Genomic DNA, 15,816 nt, shown 5'->3' on the forward strand with positions numbered 1-15,816 from the left:
ACCAAGAGTGACGCGCTGCGACCGAGGAGGATGCCGTGGAATACCTGAGCCCGCTGGACGCGTCGTTTCTGGACGCCGAGGACGAGGACCCGCACGCGTCGCTGGCGATCGCGTCGATCGCCGTGCTGGACGGGCCCGCCCCGAGCCAGGCCGAGTTCGCCGCGGCCATCCGGGGCCGGCTGCCGCTGGTCCCGCGCTACCGGCAGAAGGTGCGCCGGGTCCCGTTCAACCTGGGCCGGCCGGTCTGGGTGGACGATCCGGACTTCGACCTGGACTTCCACCTGCGCCGGACCGCCCTGGCCGCGCCCGGTGACGACGCCGCGCTGCAACGGCTGGTCGCCCGGGTGATGACCCACCGCCTGGACCGGGACCGCCCGCTGTGGGAGACCTGGCTGATCGAGGGCCTGCCGGAGGGGCGCTGGGCGCTGCTGTCCAAGGTGCACCACTGCCTGATCGACGGCGTCTCCGGGAACCAGCTCTACCGCCTCGTCTTCGACGCCAGCCCCCGCCCGCACCGGCCGGTGGCCGACCACTGGCAGCCGGTGCCGGGCGCCGGCTCGCTCGACCTGTCCCTCGACGCGCTGGCCCAGCTCGCCCGGATCCCGTTCGACCAGGCCCGCGTGGTGGCCCAGGCGGTCCGCACGCCCGTCGCCGTGACCCGGTGGCTGCGGGACACCACCCGCGGCCTGACCACGCTGGCCCTCGGCCTGACCCCGACCCCGCCGACCTCGCTGGCCGGCCCGCTCGGCAAGTCCCGCCGGTACGCCGTGGCCCGCACCCCGCTGGCCGACATCGCCGCGATCGCCGGCGACTGCTCGGTGACCATCAACGACGTCTACCTGGCCGCGGTGGCCGGGGCGTTCCGCCGGCTCATGCTCGAGCGCGGCGAGGAACCGGCCGCCGGCGCCATCCGCACCCTCGTGCCGGTCAACGTGCGCAGCCGCGACGAGGAGGGCGTGCTGAACAACCGGCTCGCCTCCATGCTGCTGCTCCTGCCGGTGGAGCTGGACGACCCGGCGCAGCGGCTGCGGGCGGTGCACGAGCGGATCGCCGAGCTGCGTGCCGCCGGCGAGGTGGAGGCCGGGGCGGCGCTGGTGGCGCTGGCCGACCGGGAGCCCTTCACCCCGGTCTCGCTGATCATCCGCACCGCGCTGCGGCTGCCGCAGCACGCCATCACCACGGTGACCACCAACGTGCCCGGCCCCGACCAGCAGCTCTACATCCTGGGCCGGCCGATCCGCGAGATCCTGCCCTACGTCCCGATCGCCGAGCGGATCCGCATCGGCATCGCGGTCTTCACCTACGGCGGCCAGGCCACGTTCGGCGTCACGACCGACTTCGCGTCGGTGCCCGAGGCCGACCGGTTCGCCGCGTCGGTCACCGACGAGGTGGCGGCCCTGCGCCAGGCGGCCCGGCCGCCCCAGCCCAAACCCGTGCGTCGCCGCCGCGCCCCCGCGGCCGCGCGCGCCCCGATCGCCTGAGACATCCGAACGCCGGAGGGGAGCCGACGATGTTGAACCTTGCCGTGATCCTGCGTGAGTCGGCGGAGATCCGCCCGGCCGCGCCCGCCCTCGTCCACGACGGCGTGACCATGACCTACGCCGAGCTGGACGCCCGTTCCGACTCGGTGGCCGAGGGCCTGCGGGCCCGCGGCATCCGGGCGGGGGACCGGGTGGCGCTGCAACTGCCGAACGTCCCCGAGTTCCCGATCGCCTACTACGGCATCCTCAAGGCGGGCGCGGTCGTGGTGCCGCTCAACGTGCTGCTCAAGGCGCCCGAGATCGCGTACCAGCTCACCGACTCGGCCGCCCGGCTGCTGATCACCTGGGCCGGCGCGGCCGGCGAGGCGGCCAAGGCGGCCGCCGACTGCGGCCTGGCCGAGGTCTACGTGGCCGGCCCCGTCCCGGACCCGGCCCGGCCCTTCGCCGACCTGCCGGCGCCGGTCACCGGGTCGTTCCCGCTGCACGCCACCGAGCCCGGCGACACCGCCGCGATCGTCTACACCTCCGGGACCACCGGCCGGCCCAAGGGCGCGGAGCTGACCCACTTCCAGCTCTACATGAACGCCGACATCCCGGACCGGCTGTTCGCCCTCAACCCCGACGACATCATCCTCACGGTGCTGCCGCTGTTCCACGTCTACGGCATGTCCAGCGCGATGAACATCGGCATCCGCTTCGGCGCCTGCCTGTCGCTGGTGCCACGGTTCACCCCGGAACAGGTGCTGGCCACGATCGAGCGGGACCGCGCGACCATCTTCGACGGCGTGCCCACCATGTTCGGCGCGCTGCTGGCCTGCCCGCAACGGGACCGCTACGACACGTCCTCGCTGCGCGTCTGCATCTCCGGCGGGGACTCGATCGCCGCCACGGTGCTCGACGCGTTCGAGCAGCGGTTCGGCGTGCCCATCCTGGAGGGGTACGGGATGACCGAGACCGCCTCCACGATCAGCTTCAACGAGGGCCCCGACCAGCGCCGCGTCTACAGCGTCGGCCGGCCGGTCTGGGGCGTGCAGGTGCAGGTGTGGGACTGCGACGACCGGCCGCTGCCGCCCGGGCGCGACCACGTCGGCGAGCTGGTGACCCGCGGCTACCACACGATGCGCGGCTACCACCGCCAGCCGGAGGCCACCGCGGAGGCGTTCCGGCACGGATGGTTCCACACCGGGGATCTCGGCTACGTCGACGAGGACGGCTACCTGTTCATCGTGGACCGCAAGAAGGAGCTGATCATCCGGGGTGGGTACAACGTGTACCCGCGCGAGATCGAGGAGGTCCTGCACCACCATCCCGCCGTGCTCCAGGCGGCCGTGGTGGGCGTGCCGGACGAACGGCTGGGCCAGGAGGTCAAGGCGTTCCTGGTGACCCGCCCGGACGCCGCGACGACGGCCGAGGAGATCATCGCCTACTGCCGGGAGCGGCTGGCCGCGTACAAGTACCCGCGCCTGGTCGAGCTCCGCGACGCCCTGCCGCTCAGCGGGGCCGGCAAGGTCCTGAAGAAGTTGCTGACGTAGCCGCCGCCGGAGTCGGCGCGGGCCCGGTCACCGTGGTGACCGGGCCCGCTCGCCGCCGGCGCGCTACCGCTGCGGAAGCCGGTCGATGAGCACCGGGCAGTCGGCGTGGTGCAGGAGCTGCATGGTGGTCGAGCCGAGGAAGGTGCCGGCGACCACACCGTGGCCGTGGCTGCCGACGACGACCAGCTGCGCGCCCTGCGAGATGCCGGTGAGCACGGCCGCCGCGCTGTCGTGCGACAGCATCGTCTCGACCGCCACGTCCGGGTACTTGGCCTGCCAGGGCGCCACCAGCCGGGCCAGCGCGGCGCGCTCGGCGGCGTCCTGCTCCGGGGTCGTCACGTCGATGGCCGGCACGCTGCTCTGCAACCACAGCGGCACGGCGGGCAGGTAGGCGTGCACCACGGCCAGGGCGCTGCCCCGGGCGGCGGCGGCCTCGAACGCCGTGCCGAGCACGTGATCGGCGGCGGGGGAGTCGTCGACGCCGACCGCGACGGGGCCGTCGGTGACGTCACCGCGGCCGCGCACCACGACCACCGGGCAGGACGCGTGCACCGCCAGCCGCTGGCTCACCGAGCCGAGCAGCAGGCCGCCGAAGCCGCCCCGGCCGCGGTTGCCGAGCACCATCAGCTCCGCGCCCCCAGCCAGCTCCAGCAGCCGGGCGCCGGCGTGGCCGAGGACGGTGTCCAGCTCGATCGACAGGTCCGGGGCCACCTCGCGGGCCTGGTCGTGGCCGGTCATGGTCACCTGTTCGGCGACCTGCCGGGCGATGTCGGTGTACTGGTTGGTGTAGTCGAAGCGTCCCTCGCGCCATTCCCAGTCGTACACGTGCACGATGCGCAGCAGGGCGTGGCGGCGTTCCGCCTCGCGTGCCGCCCACCGCACCGCCGCCCGGCTGGTCTCGGTGCCGTCGGTGGCCACGATGATCGCGGTGGTGGTCATGATTCCTCCTCTGCTCCTGCCTCGATCGTCGACACGTCGGGGTGGCCCGGGGCAGAGCGCAAAGCCCCGTCCGGGCGGGCCGGTCGGCGGGGCCCGGTCAGCCCACCCGGGAGCGGGCGTGGGACCGCACCACCATCGTGGGGCAGTCCGCCTCGAAGATGAGGTGCCGGCCGACCGAGCCGAGCAGGTGACCGGTGAGCCCGCCGCTGCCGTGGTCCCCGACCACCACGAGCTGGGCCAGGTGGGACCATTCGCCGAGCAGCGCCCCGGCGTGGCCGCGCACGACCTGCCGCCGGACCGGCACGTCCGGGTAGCGGTCGGCGGCGCCGGCCAGCGCCTCGGCCAGGACCCGCTGCTCCTGCTCCTCGCCGGAGCGGGTCCCGCGCGAGGCCGCCGGCTCGTCGTCGAGCTCGGTGCGGTCGGTGCCGGTCCAGGCGTGCAGCGCCACCAGCGAGGTGCCGCGCAGCGCCGCCTCCTCCAGGGCCAGCTCGAGGGCGTCGGCCGAGCGGGCGGAGCCGTCCACCCCGGCCACCACCGGGCCCGTGGCCCGTAGCTCACCGCGAACCACCAGCACCGGGCAGGCCGAGTGGGAGGCGAGGTGCCGCGCCACCGAGCCGAAGAGCAGGCCGCCCTGCCCGTGTTCGCCGACGACGAGCATCTCGGCCCGGGCGCTGACCCGCGTCAGGACCGCCGCCGGCGGGCCGGAGAGCAGCTCGGTGGTCGTCGGGACGCCGGGAGCCACCTCGCCGGCACGCTGGACCGCCTCGACGAGGTAGGCCCGGGCCTGGGTCGGCACGGCCTCCGGCGAGGCCTCGGCCAGGCCGGGCGGCAGGGGCAGTTGCAGCGCCGGCCAGCTCAGCGCGTGCACGATCCGCAGTGGGCGATGACGGCGGGCGGCTTCCGCGGCGGCCACCTCCACGGCGGCCATGCTGCGGGACGATCCGTCGACGCCGACGACCACGGCGGCTCCGGCGACAGTGGTCATGACCTGACCTCCAGATCCTCGTTCGGAACCGGTTGACATGGGGGTGTGACAGCGAGTATCCGCCGGCGTACGGCGGGGCGGGGAGGGTCGTAGGTCCCGATCCACGGGTCCGCGTCCGGCCCGGGCCGAAAGACCCTGGGCAGCCGTTCCGTCCCGGTTCGATGATCTTCGTAGGAGCCCTGCACCGGGCAGGGGGACATCCGGGAGGCACGTCATGAGGAGCATCAGCCCGATCACCGCTCCGCACGTCCGTACCCACGGTCCCGTCGACGAGACGGCACGAACGTACGCCGTCGAGAAGCTGGAGGCCGCGCTGCACCACGCCCCGGCGCCGGTGCTGCAGTCCTGGCTCACCCTCGACGCGGCGGCTCCCGGTGACCGGGTCGACGCCCATGTCAACGTCAACGGCCTGCCTGTGCACGTGCACGCGGTGGGCGTGAGCCTGCAGGAGGCGACCGATCTCATGCAGCAGAAGCTGCGTTCCTGCCTGCGGCGCATCCGCCGGCGCCCGGACCAGGGACCGGCCGCGCCGCCCCCGATCGGGGCGGTTCCCGGCGGCGCGTGAGGGTCGCGGGCTGCCGGGCGGGGTGATCGTGAGCTAATCTCGGGTCATCCGGTAGGCCAGAGCCCACTGTGCACGCCGGCGCCGCGAGAGGCGGCAGCATGGTCACCACACCTGTGCCCGACCGTCCCGTTCCGGGCGGCGAGGTGGAGCCCGGCGAGGCGTCCCGGCAGGCCGGCGATCCGTGGAAACCGGGCGCCGCTCATCCGGGACGCCCGCCCGAGCCGCACGAGCTCCCCCCGCACTGGCTGTTGTTCTGCACCGACGCCGTCCGGGCCCTGGGCAGCGCCGGACCGAGCGCCGTGGGCCGCTGGCTGCTGCGGGCGGCCCCCCTCGGCGACGGCCACCCGGTGCTCGTGCTGCCCGGCCTGGGCGGCGGCGACGGCTCCACGATCGTGCTGCGCCGCACTATCCGCCGCCTCGGCTACGAGGTCAGCGGCTGGAACCTGGGCCGCAACCGCGGCCCCACCCCCGAGGTGATCGAGCACGTGCCCCGCCTCGTCGCCGAGCTGGCGGAGCGGCACGGCCGGCGGGTCAGCCTCATCGGTTGGAGCCTGGGCGGCATCTACGCGGTCGCCGCGGCCCGCGCCCACCCCGGCCTGGTCCGGCAGGTGATCACGCTGGGCAGCCCGATCCGCATGTCGCACCCCGCGCAGACGCATGCCATGCCGTACTACAACCGGCACGTGCACCGGCACGCCCCGGAGGACCTGCTGCCGCCGTCGGAGCTGGTCCAGCCGCCGCTGCCGGTGCCGGCGACGTCCATCCTGTCGCAGTGGGACGGCATCGTCTCGTACCGGGCCTCGCTGCACCCGTCGTCGCGGGAACGGCACGAGAACATCGCCACCGTCAGCAGCCATTTCGGCCTGGGCCAGCATCCCGCGGTGCTGTGGGCGATCGCCGACCGGCTGGCTCAGCCCGAGGACGACTGGCAGCCGTTCCGCCCGCCGGGTTTCCTGCGGCCCTTCTTCCCGCCGGTGCCCGCCTGAGCGACCGGGCCCGGACCGCCGTGATCCACGGGCCGTCCGCCTCTACCACCGGGCCCGCCCGCGCGGGAATCGTCAGGGGCGGAACCGGTACGGGAGGGTGCACGCCGTGGGCGCGGACGAGGAACTGGCGCGGAGCCTGGCACGGCTCGCCGGCTCGTGGTACCTGCCGGACGCCGAGGAGGTCCGCCGGCGGATCACGGCGGCCGCGCCGGCCCTGGTGCCCGGCTGCGAGCAGTCGGCGATCTCCCTGCTGGACCGCCACGGCGGGATCGTCCCGGTCGCGGCGACCGCGGAGGCGGCCGCCCGGGCCGGACGGATTCAGCACGAGACCGGATCCGGGCCCGGCCTCGACGCCGTGCGCCTGCGCCCGGTGTGCCGGGTGGGCGACCTGCTGCTCGACGAGCACTGGCCGGAGACCAGCCGGCGGATCGCCCGGGAGACGGGCATCCGCTGCCTGCTCGCGGTCCGTCTCGCCGCCGGCGACGACGTGCTCGGCGCCCTGAACCTGTACGCGCGGGCGCCGTACGCGCTCGGCGCGGCCGCCGAGACCCGGGCCGGTCTGCTCTGCTCGCACGCCGCCCTGGCGCTGGCCGCCACGGACTGCCGGCGCACCTGTGCGGAGCTGCGTGACGCGCTGCGCTCCAGCCGGTCGATCGGCATCGCGCTGGGCATCGTGATGGCGCAGCGCCGGGTGACCCCGGACGAGGCCTTCGCCGTGGTGCGCCGGTGCGCGCAGCGCCAGCACCGCAAGGTCCGGGAGGTCGCCGCCGACATCGTGCTCACCGGCGAGATCCCCGACGCCCGCCGGCCGGCGCCCGCGGCCCGGACGCCCGCCTCCGCTGGTGACCTGTTGTCGTGAGCCGACCGCGAGCGGGAACACCACCCGCGACCGGGGTCCCGGCGGGCACGTCGGCGTGGCCACCAGCGCCGGCCGAACCGGGGGCCCAACGAGGACTTCGTCGGCGCGGTGCCCGGCGCTGCTGGACGGCGCCGGCATCCCGGGCGCCGAGGCGATCTGCTCGCACGGTGTCGCCTGGTACACGCGCCGGCTCAGCGGGGCGCTGCTCGGCGCCCTGGCGGGGGCCGGCGGCGAGGACCTCGCGTCGATCCTCGCCGCGGCGATCGGCGAGACCGCCGACGACCAACGCGACACCTGCGACCTCGCCCACGTCAACAGTCCGCAGGCGACCGTGTTGATCGTCCGCGAGCACCGGGGCCGCCTGGACCACCTGCTGCTCGGGGGACTGCCACCTGCTGCTCGACCGGGCGGCTACTGGCTCGCAAGGAGGATCCGCGGGCGGCCCGCGAGGCGGGGCATCAAGTGAACCAGGTTCCTAGGATGCTGTAGGCGTGGTGGCAGGCGGCACGGGCACCGGCGGGGGTCCTCAGAGGACCTGGTGGCCGTACATCTCGCCGAGCGGGTCGGCGATCAGCTCCAAGCGGGCGCCGTCGGGGTCGCGGAAGTAGACCGACACCCCGCTGTGCACCTCGTGCTCGACGCCGGCCGCGGTGAGCCGCTCCACGAGCTGCCCCCAGCGGTCGGGGTCGACGCTGATGGCCAGGTGGTGCAGGCCGCCGAGCACCTCCGCGTACGGGCCGACGTCCAGACCGGGGAAGTCGAAGAAGGCCACCAGGTTGCCGTGACCGATGTCGAAGAAGAAGTGCGACGAGCCGGGGTAGTCGCGGTTCTCGATCAGCTCGGTGAGCGGGAAGCCCAGCACGTCCTGATAGAACCGTACGGTCCGCTCGACGTCGCTGCTGATCAGGGCGGTGTGGTGCAGGCCGCGGGCGGTGGAGGCGGGACGCTCGCCGGCCGGGCGCAGGTGGGCGGCGCGGATGCGGGCGCGCTCGGCCTCCGCGGCGGCCGGGTCGGGACGGGTGTCGGTCATCGCGGGCCTTCTCTCGGATCGACGGTCGGCCCAACGTACTCCGCGCCGGCCCCGCGCCCCCGGCGGTCATGGGGGGCGCAGAGCGCGTCAGCCGCCGTGTTCGTGCGGCGCCCCGATGGTGAGCAGCAGCAAAGCCGTGGTCATCAGCGGGGCGCCGGCGGCCGCGACAACCGCGGTCAGCTTCCCTCGGTCATCGGCGCGCCGATCGTGGCGAGCAGTGTCGCCAGCGCCGCCAGCGTGCAGAGCGCCAGGGCGACGCGCGGCCAGGTCCAGGTGCGGGTCATGATTCACCTCCTCCGCCTCGGATCGGGGCGCGGCACCGCCCCGTCGGTGCCGGCGCATCGCCAGGACGACCAGCGCGCAGGCGCCGCCGCCGATCAGGATGTCGCCGGGGCTGATGACCGCCCGCAGCGGCCGGACCGCGATGGTGTCGCCGAGGCCGGCGACCCGGGTGCGGGCGTGGGCCGGCTCGTTCTTCGCCGTGACGACCCCGGCCGGCAGCCCGGCGGCGCGGGCCGCCGCGGGCGCGTAGGGCATCCGGCCGTTGAGCGCGATGGCCAGCCCGTTGAGGGCCGCACCGAGCATGATCACGGCGGCGGCGGCCCGCAGCGCCGCCGGCCAGCCCGCGAGGCCGGCGCCCAGCCAGGCCAGCACGAGCAGGAAGACCACCGCGAGCAGCGGCACGCCGAGGACCTGCTCGGCGGCGTGCCGGACGGCCGGCAGCGAGAACTGTGCGAACTGCACCGCGGCGGCGAGCCACAGCAGCCAGAGCGCCCTCGTGGCGAGGATGCGCAACCCGGTGAGACGGCCGCCGAGGAGACGGCCCAGCACGACGCCGGCCGCGGGCGGCGCGGTGGTCAGCAGCAGCGACGGCAACGACATGGTCCGGCCTCCCGGGTCTCGGCGGGTTCGGGCCGGCGCCGGGCGCCCGGTGCGGCTCCCCACCCCGAAGGAGCCGCACCACCCCCGGCCGGCGCCCCGGCGACGGTGCCGTCGCCTGTCCCGACGACGTCCATCCTCGGTGCGGGCGGGCCCGGAGCACAGGCAGGCAACCGGCAGGCAACCGGCAATCGGGCCGGCTCAGCGGGCCGGGCCGCGGTCGCGCGACGCCTCGGCGTGCCACCGTTCCCGCTCGTCGCCCTCGAGGCCGAACGCGTCGCCGAGCAGCCGCAGTGTCTCCGGCCGGGGGCGCCCGGCCCGGCCCGACTCCAGGTAGCGGACGGTGCGCACGCTCAGGCCGGTCCGGGCGGCCAGGTCCTCCTGCGACAGCCCGCGCCGCAGCCGGTGGTCCCGGACGCGGCGGCCGAGCTCGGCGGCGGGGTCCGGATCATCGGCGCCGCCCGTGGCCGGGGGCGCCCCGGCCAGCTTGCGGCGCAGCTCGGCGGCCTGCGGGTGGCCCAGCTCGGCGAGGATCGCGTACGCCCGCCGGCGGCGCGCGGTGGCCGTGCCGGGGTCGCCGAGGGCCTCGTGCACGTCGCCGAGATGCCCGAGCAGCTGCGCCTCCAGGGCGGGACTGCCGAGCCGCCGCGCGATCCGCAGACCCTCCCGCAGGTGCCGGACGGCGTCGTCGAGGTCACCGAGCTGGAGCTGCAGCCAGCCCAGGCTGTCGCGGGTGACCGCCTCGTTCGGCTGGTCCCCGGCCCGCTGCTGCAGGCGCAGCGACTCCCGGTAGTGCGGCAGGGCCGCCCGTGGCTCGCCGCTCTGCGCGAGGTACCAGCCCGTCGCCAGGGCCGCCTTGCCCGCCCACATCGGGTCGTCGACCAGCCGGAACAGGGCCAGCGACTCCCGCGCCCGGGCCAGCGCCTCGTCCTGGTCGCCCTGCAACCAGCACAGGTACGACAGGATGAACAGGCATTCGCCCTCGCCCGCCTGGTCACCGGCGGCCCGGACCAGGCCGAGCGCCCGGTGCAGGTGTTCCCGCGCCGTCTCGAACCGCTGCCGGCGGCCGTCCGCGACGGCCAGGAACGAGTACGCGTACGCCAGCGCCGGACCGTCGCCCAGCGCTGCCGCCGCCTCCAGCGCCACCGCCCACGCCGCGCCCTCGTCGTCCCACCGCCCCTGCTCGTGCAGGAACGTGTCCAGCGCCCAGCTCAGCTGCCACGCCTGCGCGTCCAGGTCCTCGTCCTTGGCCTGGCGCAGCGCGGCCAGCAGCGTCTCGCGTTCGCCGCGCAGCCAGGCCAGGGCGGCCTTGAGGTCGTCCAGCGGCGCGGGGCGGGCGCCGTCCGCCGGCTCGGCCAGCGGCAGGGGGATGGGCGCGCGGGCCGGGTTGAGCACCAGGTCGGCGTGGTACGCGGTGTGCGTGTAATGGTCGGTCAGGCGGGTCAGCGCGGCGCGGCGGTCGCCGGTGGACTCCTGGCGCCGGGCGAGTTCCCCCGCGTACGTGTGGATCAGGCCGGGCATCGCGTACCGGCCGTCGCCGCGCTCGGCCAGCAGCCCGGCGTCGACCAGCTCGCGCAGCCTGCGGCGGGTCTCGGGCGCGGGCCGGCCGGCCAGCGCGGCCGCGGCGGCCGGGGTGATGTCCGGGCCGGCGGCGAGGCCGAGCAGGCGGAACAGGCGGGCCGCCGGCGGGCCCAGCCGCTCGTACGACCAGGAGAACACCGTGCGGAGCCCGCCGCCGCCACCGTCGTCGAGGGCCTCCAGCCGCCCGGCCGGCCGGCGCAGCTCGGCCGCCAGCGTCGCGAGCGGGGTGCCGGTCAGCCGGGCCCGGGCCGCGGCGAGCGTCAGCGCCAGCGGGAGCCGGCCGCACGCCTCGGCGATCTCCGCCAGGACGTCCGGGCCGGCCTCGTCCGGGCCGGCCTCGTCCGGGCCGGCCCGGTGCGGGCCGAGCCGCCGGCGGACCAGTTCCACCGCCGCCGGCGGCGGGAGCACGTCCACCTCGAGCGGCTGGGCGCCGAGCCCGGCGACCAGCGTGGTCAGTCGGCGCCGGCTGGTGACGACGGTCCGCATGCCGGCGCCGGCCGGCACCAGCGGGCGCACCTGCTCGCTGTCGCGGGCGTTGTCCAGCACGAGCAGCATGCGGCGCCCGGCGGTCAGGCTGCGGTAGAGCGCCAGCCGGGCGTCCGGGTCGGCGGGGATCCGGTGCGGGTCGGTCCCGAGCGCGTCGAGCAGCAGCCGCACCGCCTCGGCGGGGTCCCGCGGCCGGGCCGCGCCGTCGAAGCCGTGCAGGTCGACGTGGAGCTGGCCGTCCGGGAACCGCCCGGCGGCGCGGTGCGCCCAGTGCACGACCAGGGCGGTCTTGCCGGCGCCGGGCGGTCCGGAGACCACCACGACGCCGGACGGTACGGCGTCCAGCAGCGCCAGCTCGGCCACCCGGCCGGTGAACCCGTCGACGTCAGGCGGCAACTGCGCGGGCGGGGCGGCATCGTCTCGAGGGGACACACGACTGTTCTGCCATCACCGGGGCCCGGCTTCAACCCCGGTCGCGCGCCGGGGACCTCACCGCGGGGTGAGCCGGACGATCGGATACTCGCGTGCGGAGCGGCTCTGGTACTTCGCGATGCGCGGGGCGGCCGCGGCGATACGCTGCCAGGCGCGCTCGCGGTCGGCGCCGTCGAGCCGGTGCGGCGTCACCGGGACGGCGCCGCGGGCGGGGAGTTCGACCGATGCCCGGCCGGGGTGGGCCATCAGGTTGCCGTACCAGTCGGGGTGCCGGCTGCCGCCGCCCGAGCCGATGACCAGCCACCCGCCCGTCCCGTCGGCGAACCAGGCCAGCGGCGTCTCCCGCGGCTGCCCGCTGCGCCGGCCCACCGTGGTGAGGATCAGCACGTCCATGCCCATGAACGTGCCGCGGCCCCGCCGGACCTTGCGGTTCATCCGCGCGTTCATCGTCCGCTGCATCCACCGGGAGAACGCCCCGGGGGTGCCCGGCGCCCGCCGGCCTGCCTGTTGCTGAGCCATCTGCCCACCTCCTGTCCGTGGTCGAGGCTAGGCGGGGCCGGGCCGGCGTCCTTCTCGATTCCTGACCGATGCGGGCCGGTGCTCGGCCAGCCGGGTGACGAGCGCGTCGTGGCGGAACTGGTACGTGGCGCCGGTCTCCCGCAGCACGCCGACCCGGGCGAGGTCGTCCAGCAGCCGGACGAGCCGCACCGGGAGTTGGCGGTGCACGGCGGCGGAGAGCCGCGCGTCGACCCAGTGCGACCAGGGCGACACCCGCAGCTGGACCAGGGCGCCGCCGACGCCGACGGCGGTGGCCAGCGGCGCGTCGCGGGTGGAGAACCACGCCAGCGCCGCGAAACCCGTACCCCAGACGAGCGCGCCGGCGACGGCGGCGTTGCGTACGCGCCGCAGCAGCCCGCGCGCGGTGACGGCCCGCTCCCGGTGGTCGATGCGGGCCGCCAGCCACCGGGTGACCACGAGGACCACCGACGCGGTCGCCGCGCCGGCGGCCAGCCCGGCCGGCCAGTCGGTGCGGAGACCCACGAGCCCACCCACGAGCGCGGCCGCCAGCGCGGCGAGACCGCTGCCCAGCGTCAGGGCCGGCTGGCGGCGGATCCCGCCCCGGTCGGCGCCCAGGTGGACGAACGTGGCCACCACGGCACTGGCGAACGCGGCGAGGCCGAGGTCGGCGGCGGTGGGCAGCGGCCGGCCGGTGGTGACCAGCCGGGCCAGCGCGGTCCCGCCGAGGGTCAGCAGCAGGGCGGCGCACGGGAACGTGCCCCCGCCCTTGGGGAACGATTGCGGCAGCGTCCACCACCGCAGCTCCCCGGTCCCGTGCTCCTTCACGTGGGCGGCGAGCACCACGGCGTACGCCAGCGCCCGGTCCGCGTCCCAGCGGACCGGCCGCTCGGCGCGGGCCTCCACCCGGGACGTGCCGGCCACGAAGCGGTGGTGCCGGTCGACCGCGGCCGGCACGAACCGGTCCAGCAGACAGTCGCTGATCTCGGCCTTCGAGCCCAGCGCGAGCAGCTCGGCCGGTTCGCGGTCGCCGGCGGCGACCACGGCCATCGCCATGAACACCAGCAGCGGGGAGGCGAGCACGGCGCCCAGCGGGCCGATGTTCTCGCCGCGTTCGACCCGCTCGCGCAGCGGCTCCCAGCGCTCGTCGGCGGCCGCGAGATAGGTCAGGGCCGCGGCGGCGGTCAGCGGCCGGATCTCGATGATGGGGGTGGCCGCGTCGACGGCGCCGCCCTTCTCCAGGCGGCGGAACTGGTCGCTGCGGCACGTCAGCACCAGCGGCAGGTTCCGGGGCAGCTGCCTGAGCTGCCGGAACGCGGCGGCCCGGGCCTTGTCCGGCAGCTCGTCGAGGCCGTCGAGGATCGGCAGCACGTCGCCGTCGAGGACCAGCCGCAGCGCCGCCGTGCCGCCGTACGCCGCGGTGTTGCCGGCCAGCTCCGGATAGTCGGCGCCGAGCCGCTCCACGAGCCATTCCCGCAGGTCCTTCTCGTCCGGGTCCCAGGAGGAGGCGGCCAGGACGATGGGCACCGGTCGGTCGTCGCGCCGGCGCCGCAGCAGCTCGCGCGCCAGCAGCAGGGCCAGGGAGGTCTTGCCGGCGCCGGCCGCGCCGAGCAGGACGAGGCGGGGCGCGGCGAGCTGCTCGAACCGGGCGACCACGTCGTCGATCGTGCCGCTGAGCGTCAGCCGCAGGATCCGGCGGTTCTCGACGGCGACCCCGACGCTGCGCGCCATCCGCCGCACGTCGGCCGGGTTCGGTCCGCTCACCGACCAGCGCACCGGCAACGGCGCGGTGCGGTCGAGGTCGTGCCGCTCGATCTGGCGCCCCACGTCGTGCTCGGCGGCCCGGGCGATCATCCGCTTGGCCAGCGCCAGCTGATCCGGGGTGCTGGCCCGCTCGCCCCGGGCCGGCCGGCGCGGCAGGGACAGGGCGAACTGCACAAGGGACAACCCGACGGCGAAGACCGCGGACGCCCAACTGGCCACCTCCAGCGGCTCGGACGCCGAGCGCAGCGGACCGAACCGCAGGTAGACCAGCACGAGGGCGGTCGCGTAGGCGAGCAGCAGAGCAACCGGCACCGTCCACCGTGACCGCATCGCACCCATGGCGCCCCACCCTAGGGCAGGCGGTACCGGGTCGGGCGCCGGGCGGGTAGCCGACACTTCGATTGACCGGCCCGGCGGCACGCCCGTCGCAGAGCCCGGCTGCTGAGCCTGGGGGCCCGGGCGGCAGCGGCAAGACCCGGCTGGCGCACGCGGTGCACGACCGGCTGGGGCACGACGGCCCGGCGCAGCCGGCCTGGTGGGTGCGGACCACGTCGGGGCCCGGCCGGCGCCGGAGACCGAGCTGCACACCCGCCCGCAGGGCGACGCCGAGCGGCATGAGCTGATCTTTTCCGGACACCCGCCTGGGTGAACCGGGCCCGCGCACAGCCCTGCGACCTTGCCGGGCCGGTGTTAGCGTCCGATTGAGGGGTATGGGGAACTGACGCCCGTCAATGATCGGAAGGAGGTTCGGTGGTGCGCCGTGGTCAGTCCGTATCGGCAGCTCAGCGCATTTTCCGGCTGCTTTCGACGATCGGGCTGGCGGTGGTCGCCTATCTTGCGCTGAGCTTTTTCGATCACGCCGCACGGGCTGACGAGGGTGCCCCGGGAAGGGCGGAAAGAGCAGCTCCGGAGGCGTACGCCGCGGATCTGTCGGCCCATGGGAAAAAGGACCGGCGCGCCCCGAAAGTCTCGGCGGCGCCCCGGATATCGGCGGCCGAGGTCTCGGTTTCCAAGGTCATTGCGTCGGCGGCTGCGGAGCCGAAGGCACACGCGCGGAAAACCTCGAAATCTCCAGCCGGGCAGTCCGGGAATCCACGGTCGACGCCCGCGGTGGCTTCGCGCTCGAAGGGCGGCGGCCGGAATGCGCCGCGGCCGGGAGCGGACGTGGGCAAGGCCCGGGGGCCCGAGGGGGAGAGCCCGAAGGCTTCGCGTCCGCGGTCCGCGGGTGTCGTGGTTTCCCTGCCCAAGGTGGAGGCGCCGCAGATCTCCGTGCCGAAGCCGGGAGGGGAGAAAGCGTCGGCCCCGAGGGCGGCGGGGAAGGCGTCGGTTCCGAGGGAGGCATCGGTTCCCAGGGCCGTGGGGGAGGCCGCGTCGGTGCCGGTGGCCGAGGGGCGACGGCAGTCGGCTTCGCGGCACCAGCGGCCGAAGTGGACCGACTCGCCGGCTCGGCCGGCGCGGACCGGCTTGATCGGCCACGCGATCGCCACGGTCACCGGCGAGGCGACTGTGCAAGAGGGGCAGCGGGCTTCCGACCTGCGCCGCCGGGCGGAGAAGACCGCCGCGCGTTCCGTCGTGCCGGAACTACCGGCTCTCCCCGGCCTGCCGGCGGCTGCCGAGCCCCCCGAGGTGCCGCAGGCGCCTGCGGATTCCGAGCGTCCGGCCGTGCCGCAGGCGCCTCCCTACTCGGGAAACCTCGCGCTGCCCGCGCTGCCCGCGCTGCCCGCGCTGCCCGCGCTGCCCGCGCTGCCCGCGCTGCCCGCGCTGCCCGCGCTGCCCGCGCT

At 75.8% G+C, this 15,816-nt stretch carries 14 protein-coding genes; 6 read left to right on the forward strand and 8 right to left on the reverse strand.

The window, feature by feature from the left end; translation table 11 throughout:
* Positions 1 to 35 precede the first annotated feature (35 nt).
* On the forward strand, positions 36 to 1,481 hold the full coding sequence (locus Ani05nite_RS36900; RefSeq protein ID WP_203776224.1) for a WS/DGAT/MGAT family O-acyltransferase: 1,446 nt from the start codon (positions 36 to 38) through the stop codon (positions 1,479 to 1,481).
* 29 nt (positions 1,482 to 1,510) lie between these two features.
* The gene (locus Ani05nite_RS36905) at positions 1,511 to 3,013 is read left to right on the forward strand and encodes a long-chain-fatty-acid--CoA ligase (RefSeq protein WP_203776226.1); all 1,503 of its coding nucleotides are present in this window, start codon (positions 1,511 to 1,513) and stop codon (positions 3,011 to 3,013) included.
* Positions 3,014 to 3,076: 63 nt separating this feature from the next.
* On the opposite strand, the gene Ani05nite_RS36910 is transcribed toward Ani05nite_RS36905, so the two are convergent.
* Positions 3,077 to 3,952 (reverse strand): universal stress protein, encoded by an 876-nt coding sequence (locus Ani05nite_RS36910; protein WP_203776228.1) that lies wholly within the window; start codon positions 3,950 to 3,952, stop codon positions 3,077 to 3,079.
* A gap of 97 nt (positions 3,953 to 4,049) precedes the next feature.
* Positions 4,050 to 4,937, reverse strand: coding sequence for a universal stress protein (locus Ani05nite_RS36915; RefSeq protein ID WP_203776229.1), 888 nt, complete (start codon positions 4,935 to 4,937; stop codon positions 4,050 to 4,052).
* Between the two features lie 214 nt (positions 4,938 to 5,151).
* Between Ani05nite_RS36915 and Ani05nite_RS36920 the strand changes: the two genes are divergently transcribed.
* From Ani05nite_RS36920 to Ani05nite_RS36935, 4 genes are all read left to right on the forward strand, one after another.
* Positions 5,152 to 5,502, forward strand: a complete 351-nt coding sequence (locus Ani05nite_RS36920) for a hypothetical protein (protein ID WP_203776231.1) — start codon at positions 5,152 to 5,154, stop codon at positions 5,500 to 5,502.
* A gap of 98 nt (positions 5,503 to 5,600) precedes the next feature.
* On the forward strand, positions 5,601 to 6,488 hold the full coding sequence (locus Ani05nite_RS36925; protein ID WP_203776232.1) for an esterase/lipase family protein: 888 nt from the start codon (positions 5,601 to 5,603) through the stop codon (positions 6,486 to 6,488).
* Positions 6,489 to 6,594: 106 nt separating this feature from the next.
* Positions 6,595 to 7,347 carry a GAF and ANTAR domain-containing protein gene (locus tag Ani05nite_RS36930; RefSeq protein WP_203776234.1) on the forward strand — a complete coding sequence of 251 codons (753 nt, stop codon included), beginning with the start codon at positions 6,595 to 6,597 and terminating at the stop codon, positions 7,345 to 7,347.
* Positions 7,331 to 7,813, forward strand: a complete 483-nt coding sequence (locus Ani05nite_RS36935) for a hypothetical protein (protein WP_203776236.1) — start codon at positions 7,331 to 7,333, stop codon at positions 7,811 to 7,813. Before Ani05nite_RS36930 ends, Ani05nite_RS36935 begins: the two co-directional genes overlap by 17 nt.
* Before the next feature lie 60 nt (positions 7,814 to 7,873).
* Here the strand turns inward: Ani05nite_RS36935 and Ani05nite_RS36940 are convergent, their stop codons facing one another.
* The 6 genes from Ani05nite_RS36940 to Ani05nite_RS36965 all read right to left on the reverse strand — a co-directional run bounded on the left by Ani05nite_RS36940 (position 7,874) and on the right by Ani05nite_RS36965 (position 15,528).
* Positions 7,874 to 8,377, reverse strand: a complete 504-nt coding sequence (locus Ani05nite_RS36940) for a VOC family protein (protein WP_203776238.1) — start codon at positions 8,375 to 8,377, stop codon at positions 7,874 to 7,876.
* An 87-nt stretch (positions 8,378 to 8,464) separates the two neighbouring features.
* Entirely contained in the window at positions 8,465 to 9,259 is a 795-nt protein-coding gene (locus Ani05nite_RS36945) for a DUF5317 family protein (RefSeq protein WP_203776240.1), read from the reverse strand.
* 198 nt (positions 9,260 to 9,457) lie between these two features.
* On the reverse strand, positions 9,458 to 11,755 hold the full coding sequence (locus tag Ani05nite_RS36950) for a tetratricopeptide repeat protein (protein ID WP_203776242.1): 2,298 nt from the start codon (positions 11,753 to 11,755) through the stop codon (positions 9,458 to 9,460).
* Between the two features lie 57 nt (positions 11,756 to 11,812).
* Complete coding sequence (locus Ani05nite_RS36955) at positions 11,813 to 12,274, reverse strand: nitroreductase family deazaflavin-dependent oxidoreductase (protein ID WP_203776244.1); 462 nt, start codon at positions 12,272 to 12,274, stop codon at positions 11,813 to 11,815.
* A 27-nt stretch (positions 12,275 to 12,301) separates the two neighbouring features.
* The gene (locus Ani05nite_RS36960; RefSeq protein ID WP_203776246.1) at positions 12,302 to 14,374 is read right to left on the reverse strand and encodes an NACHT domain-containing protein; all 2,073 of its coding nucleotides are present in this window, start codon (positions 14,372 to 14,374) and stop codon (positions 12,302 to 12,304) included.
* Between the two features lie 515 nt (positions 14,375 to 14,889).
* Entirely contained in the window at positions 14,890 to 15,528 is a 639-nt protein-coding gene (locus tag Ani05nite_RS36965) for a hypothetical protein (RefSeq protein ID WP_203776248.1), read from the reverse strand.
* Positions 15,529 to 15,816 lie beyond the last annotated feature (288 nt).

The sequence above is a fragment of the Actinoplanes nipponensis genome (assembly GCF_016862275.1).
Lineage (GTDB): Bacteria > Actinomycetota > Actinomycetes > Mycobacteriales > Micromonosporaceae > Actinoplanes > Actinoplanes nipponensis.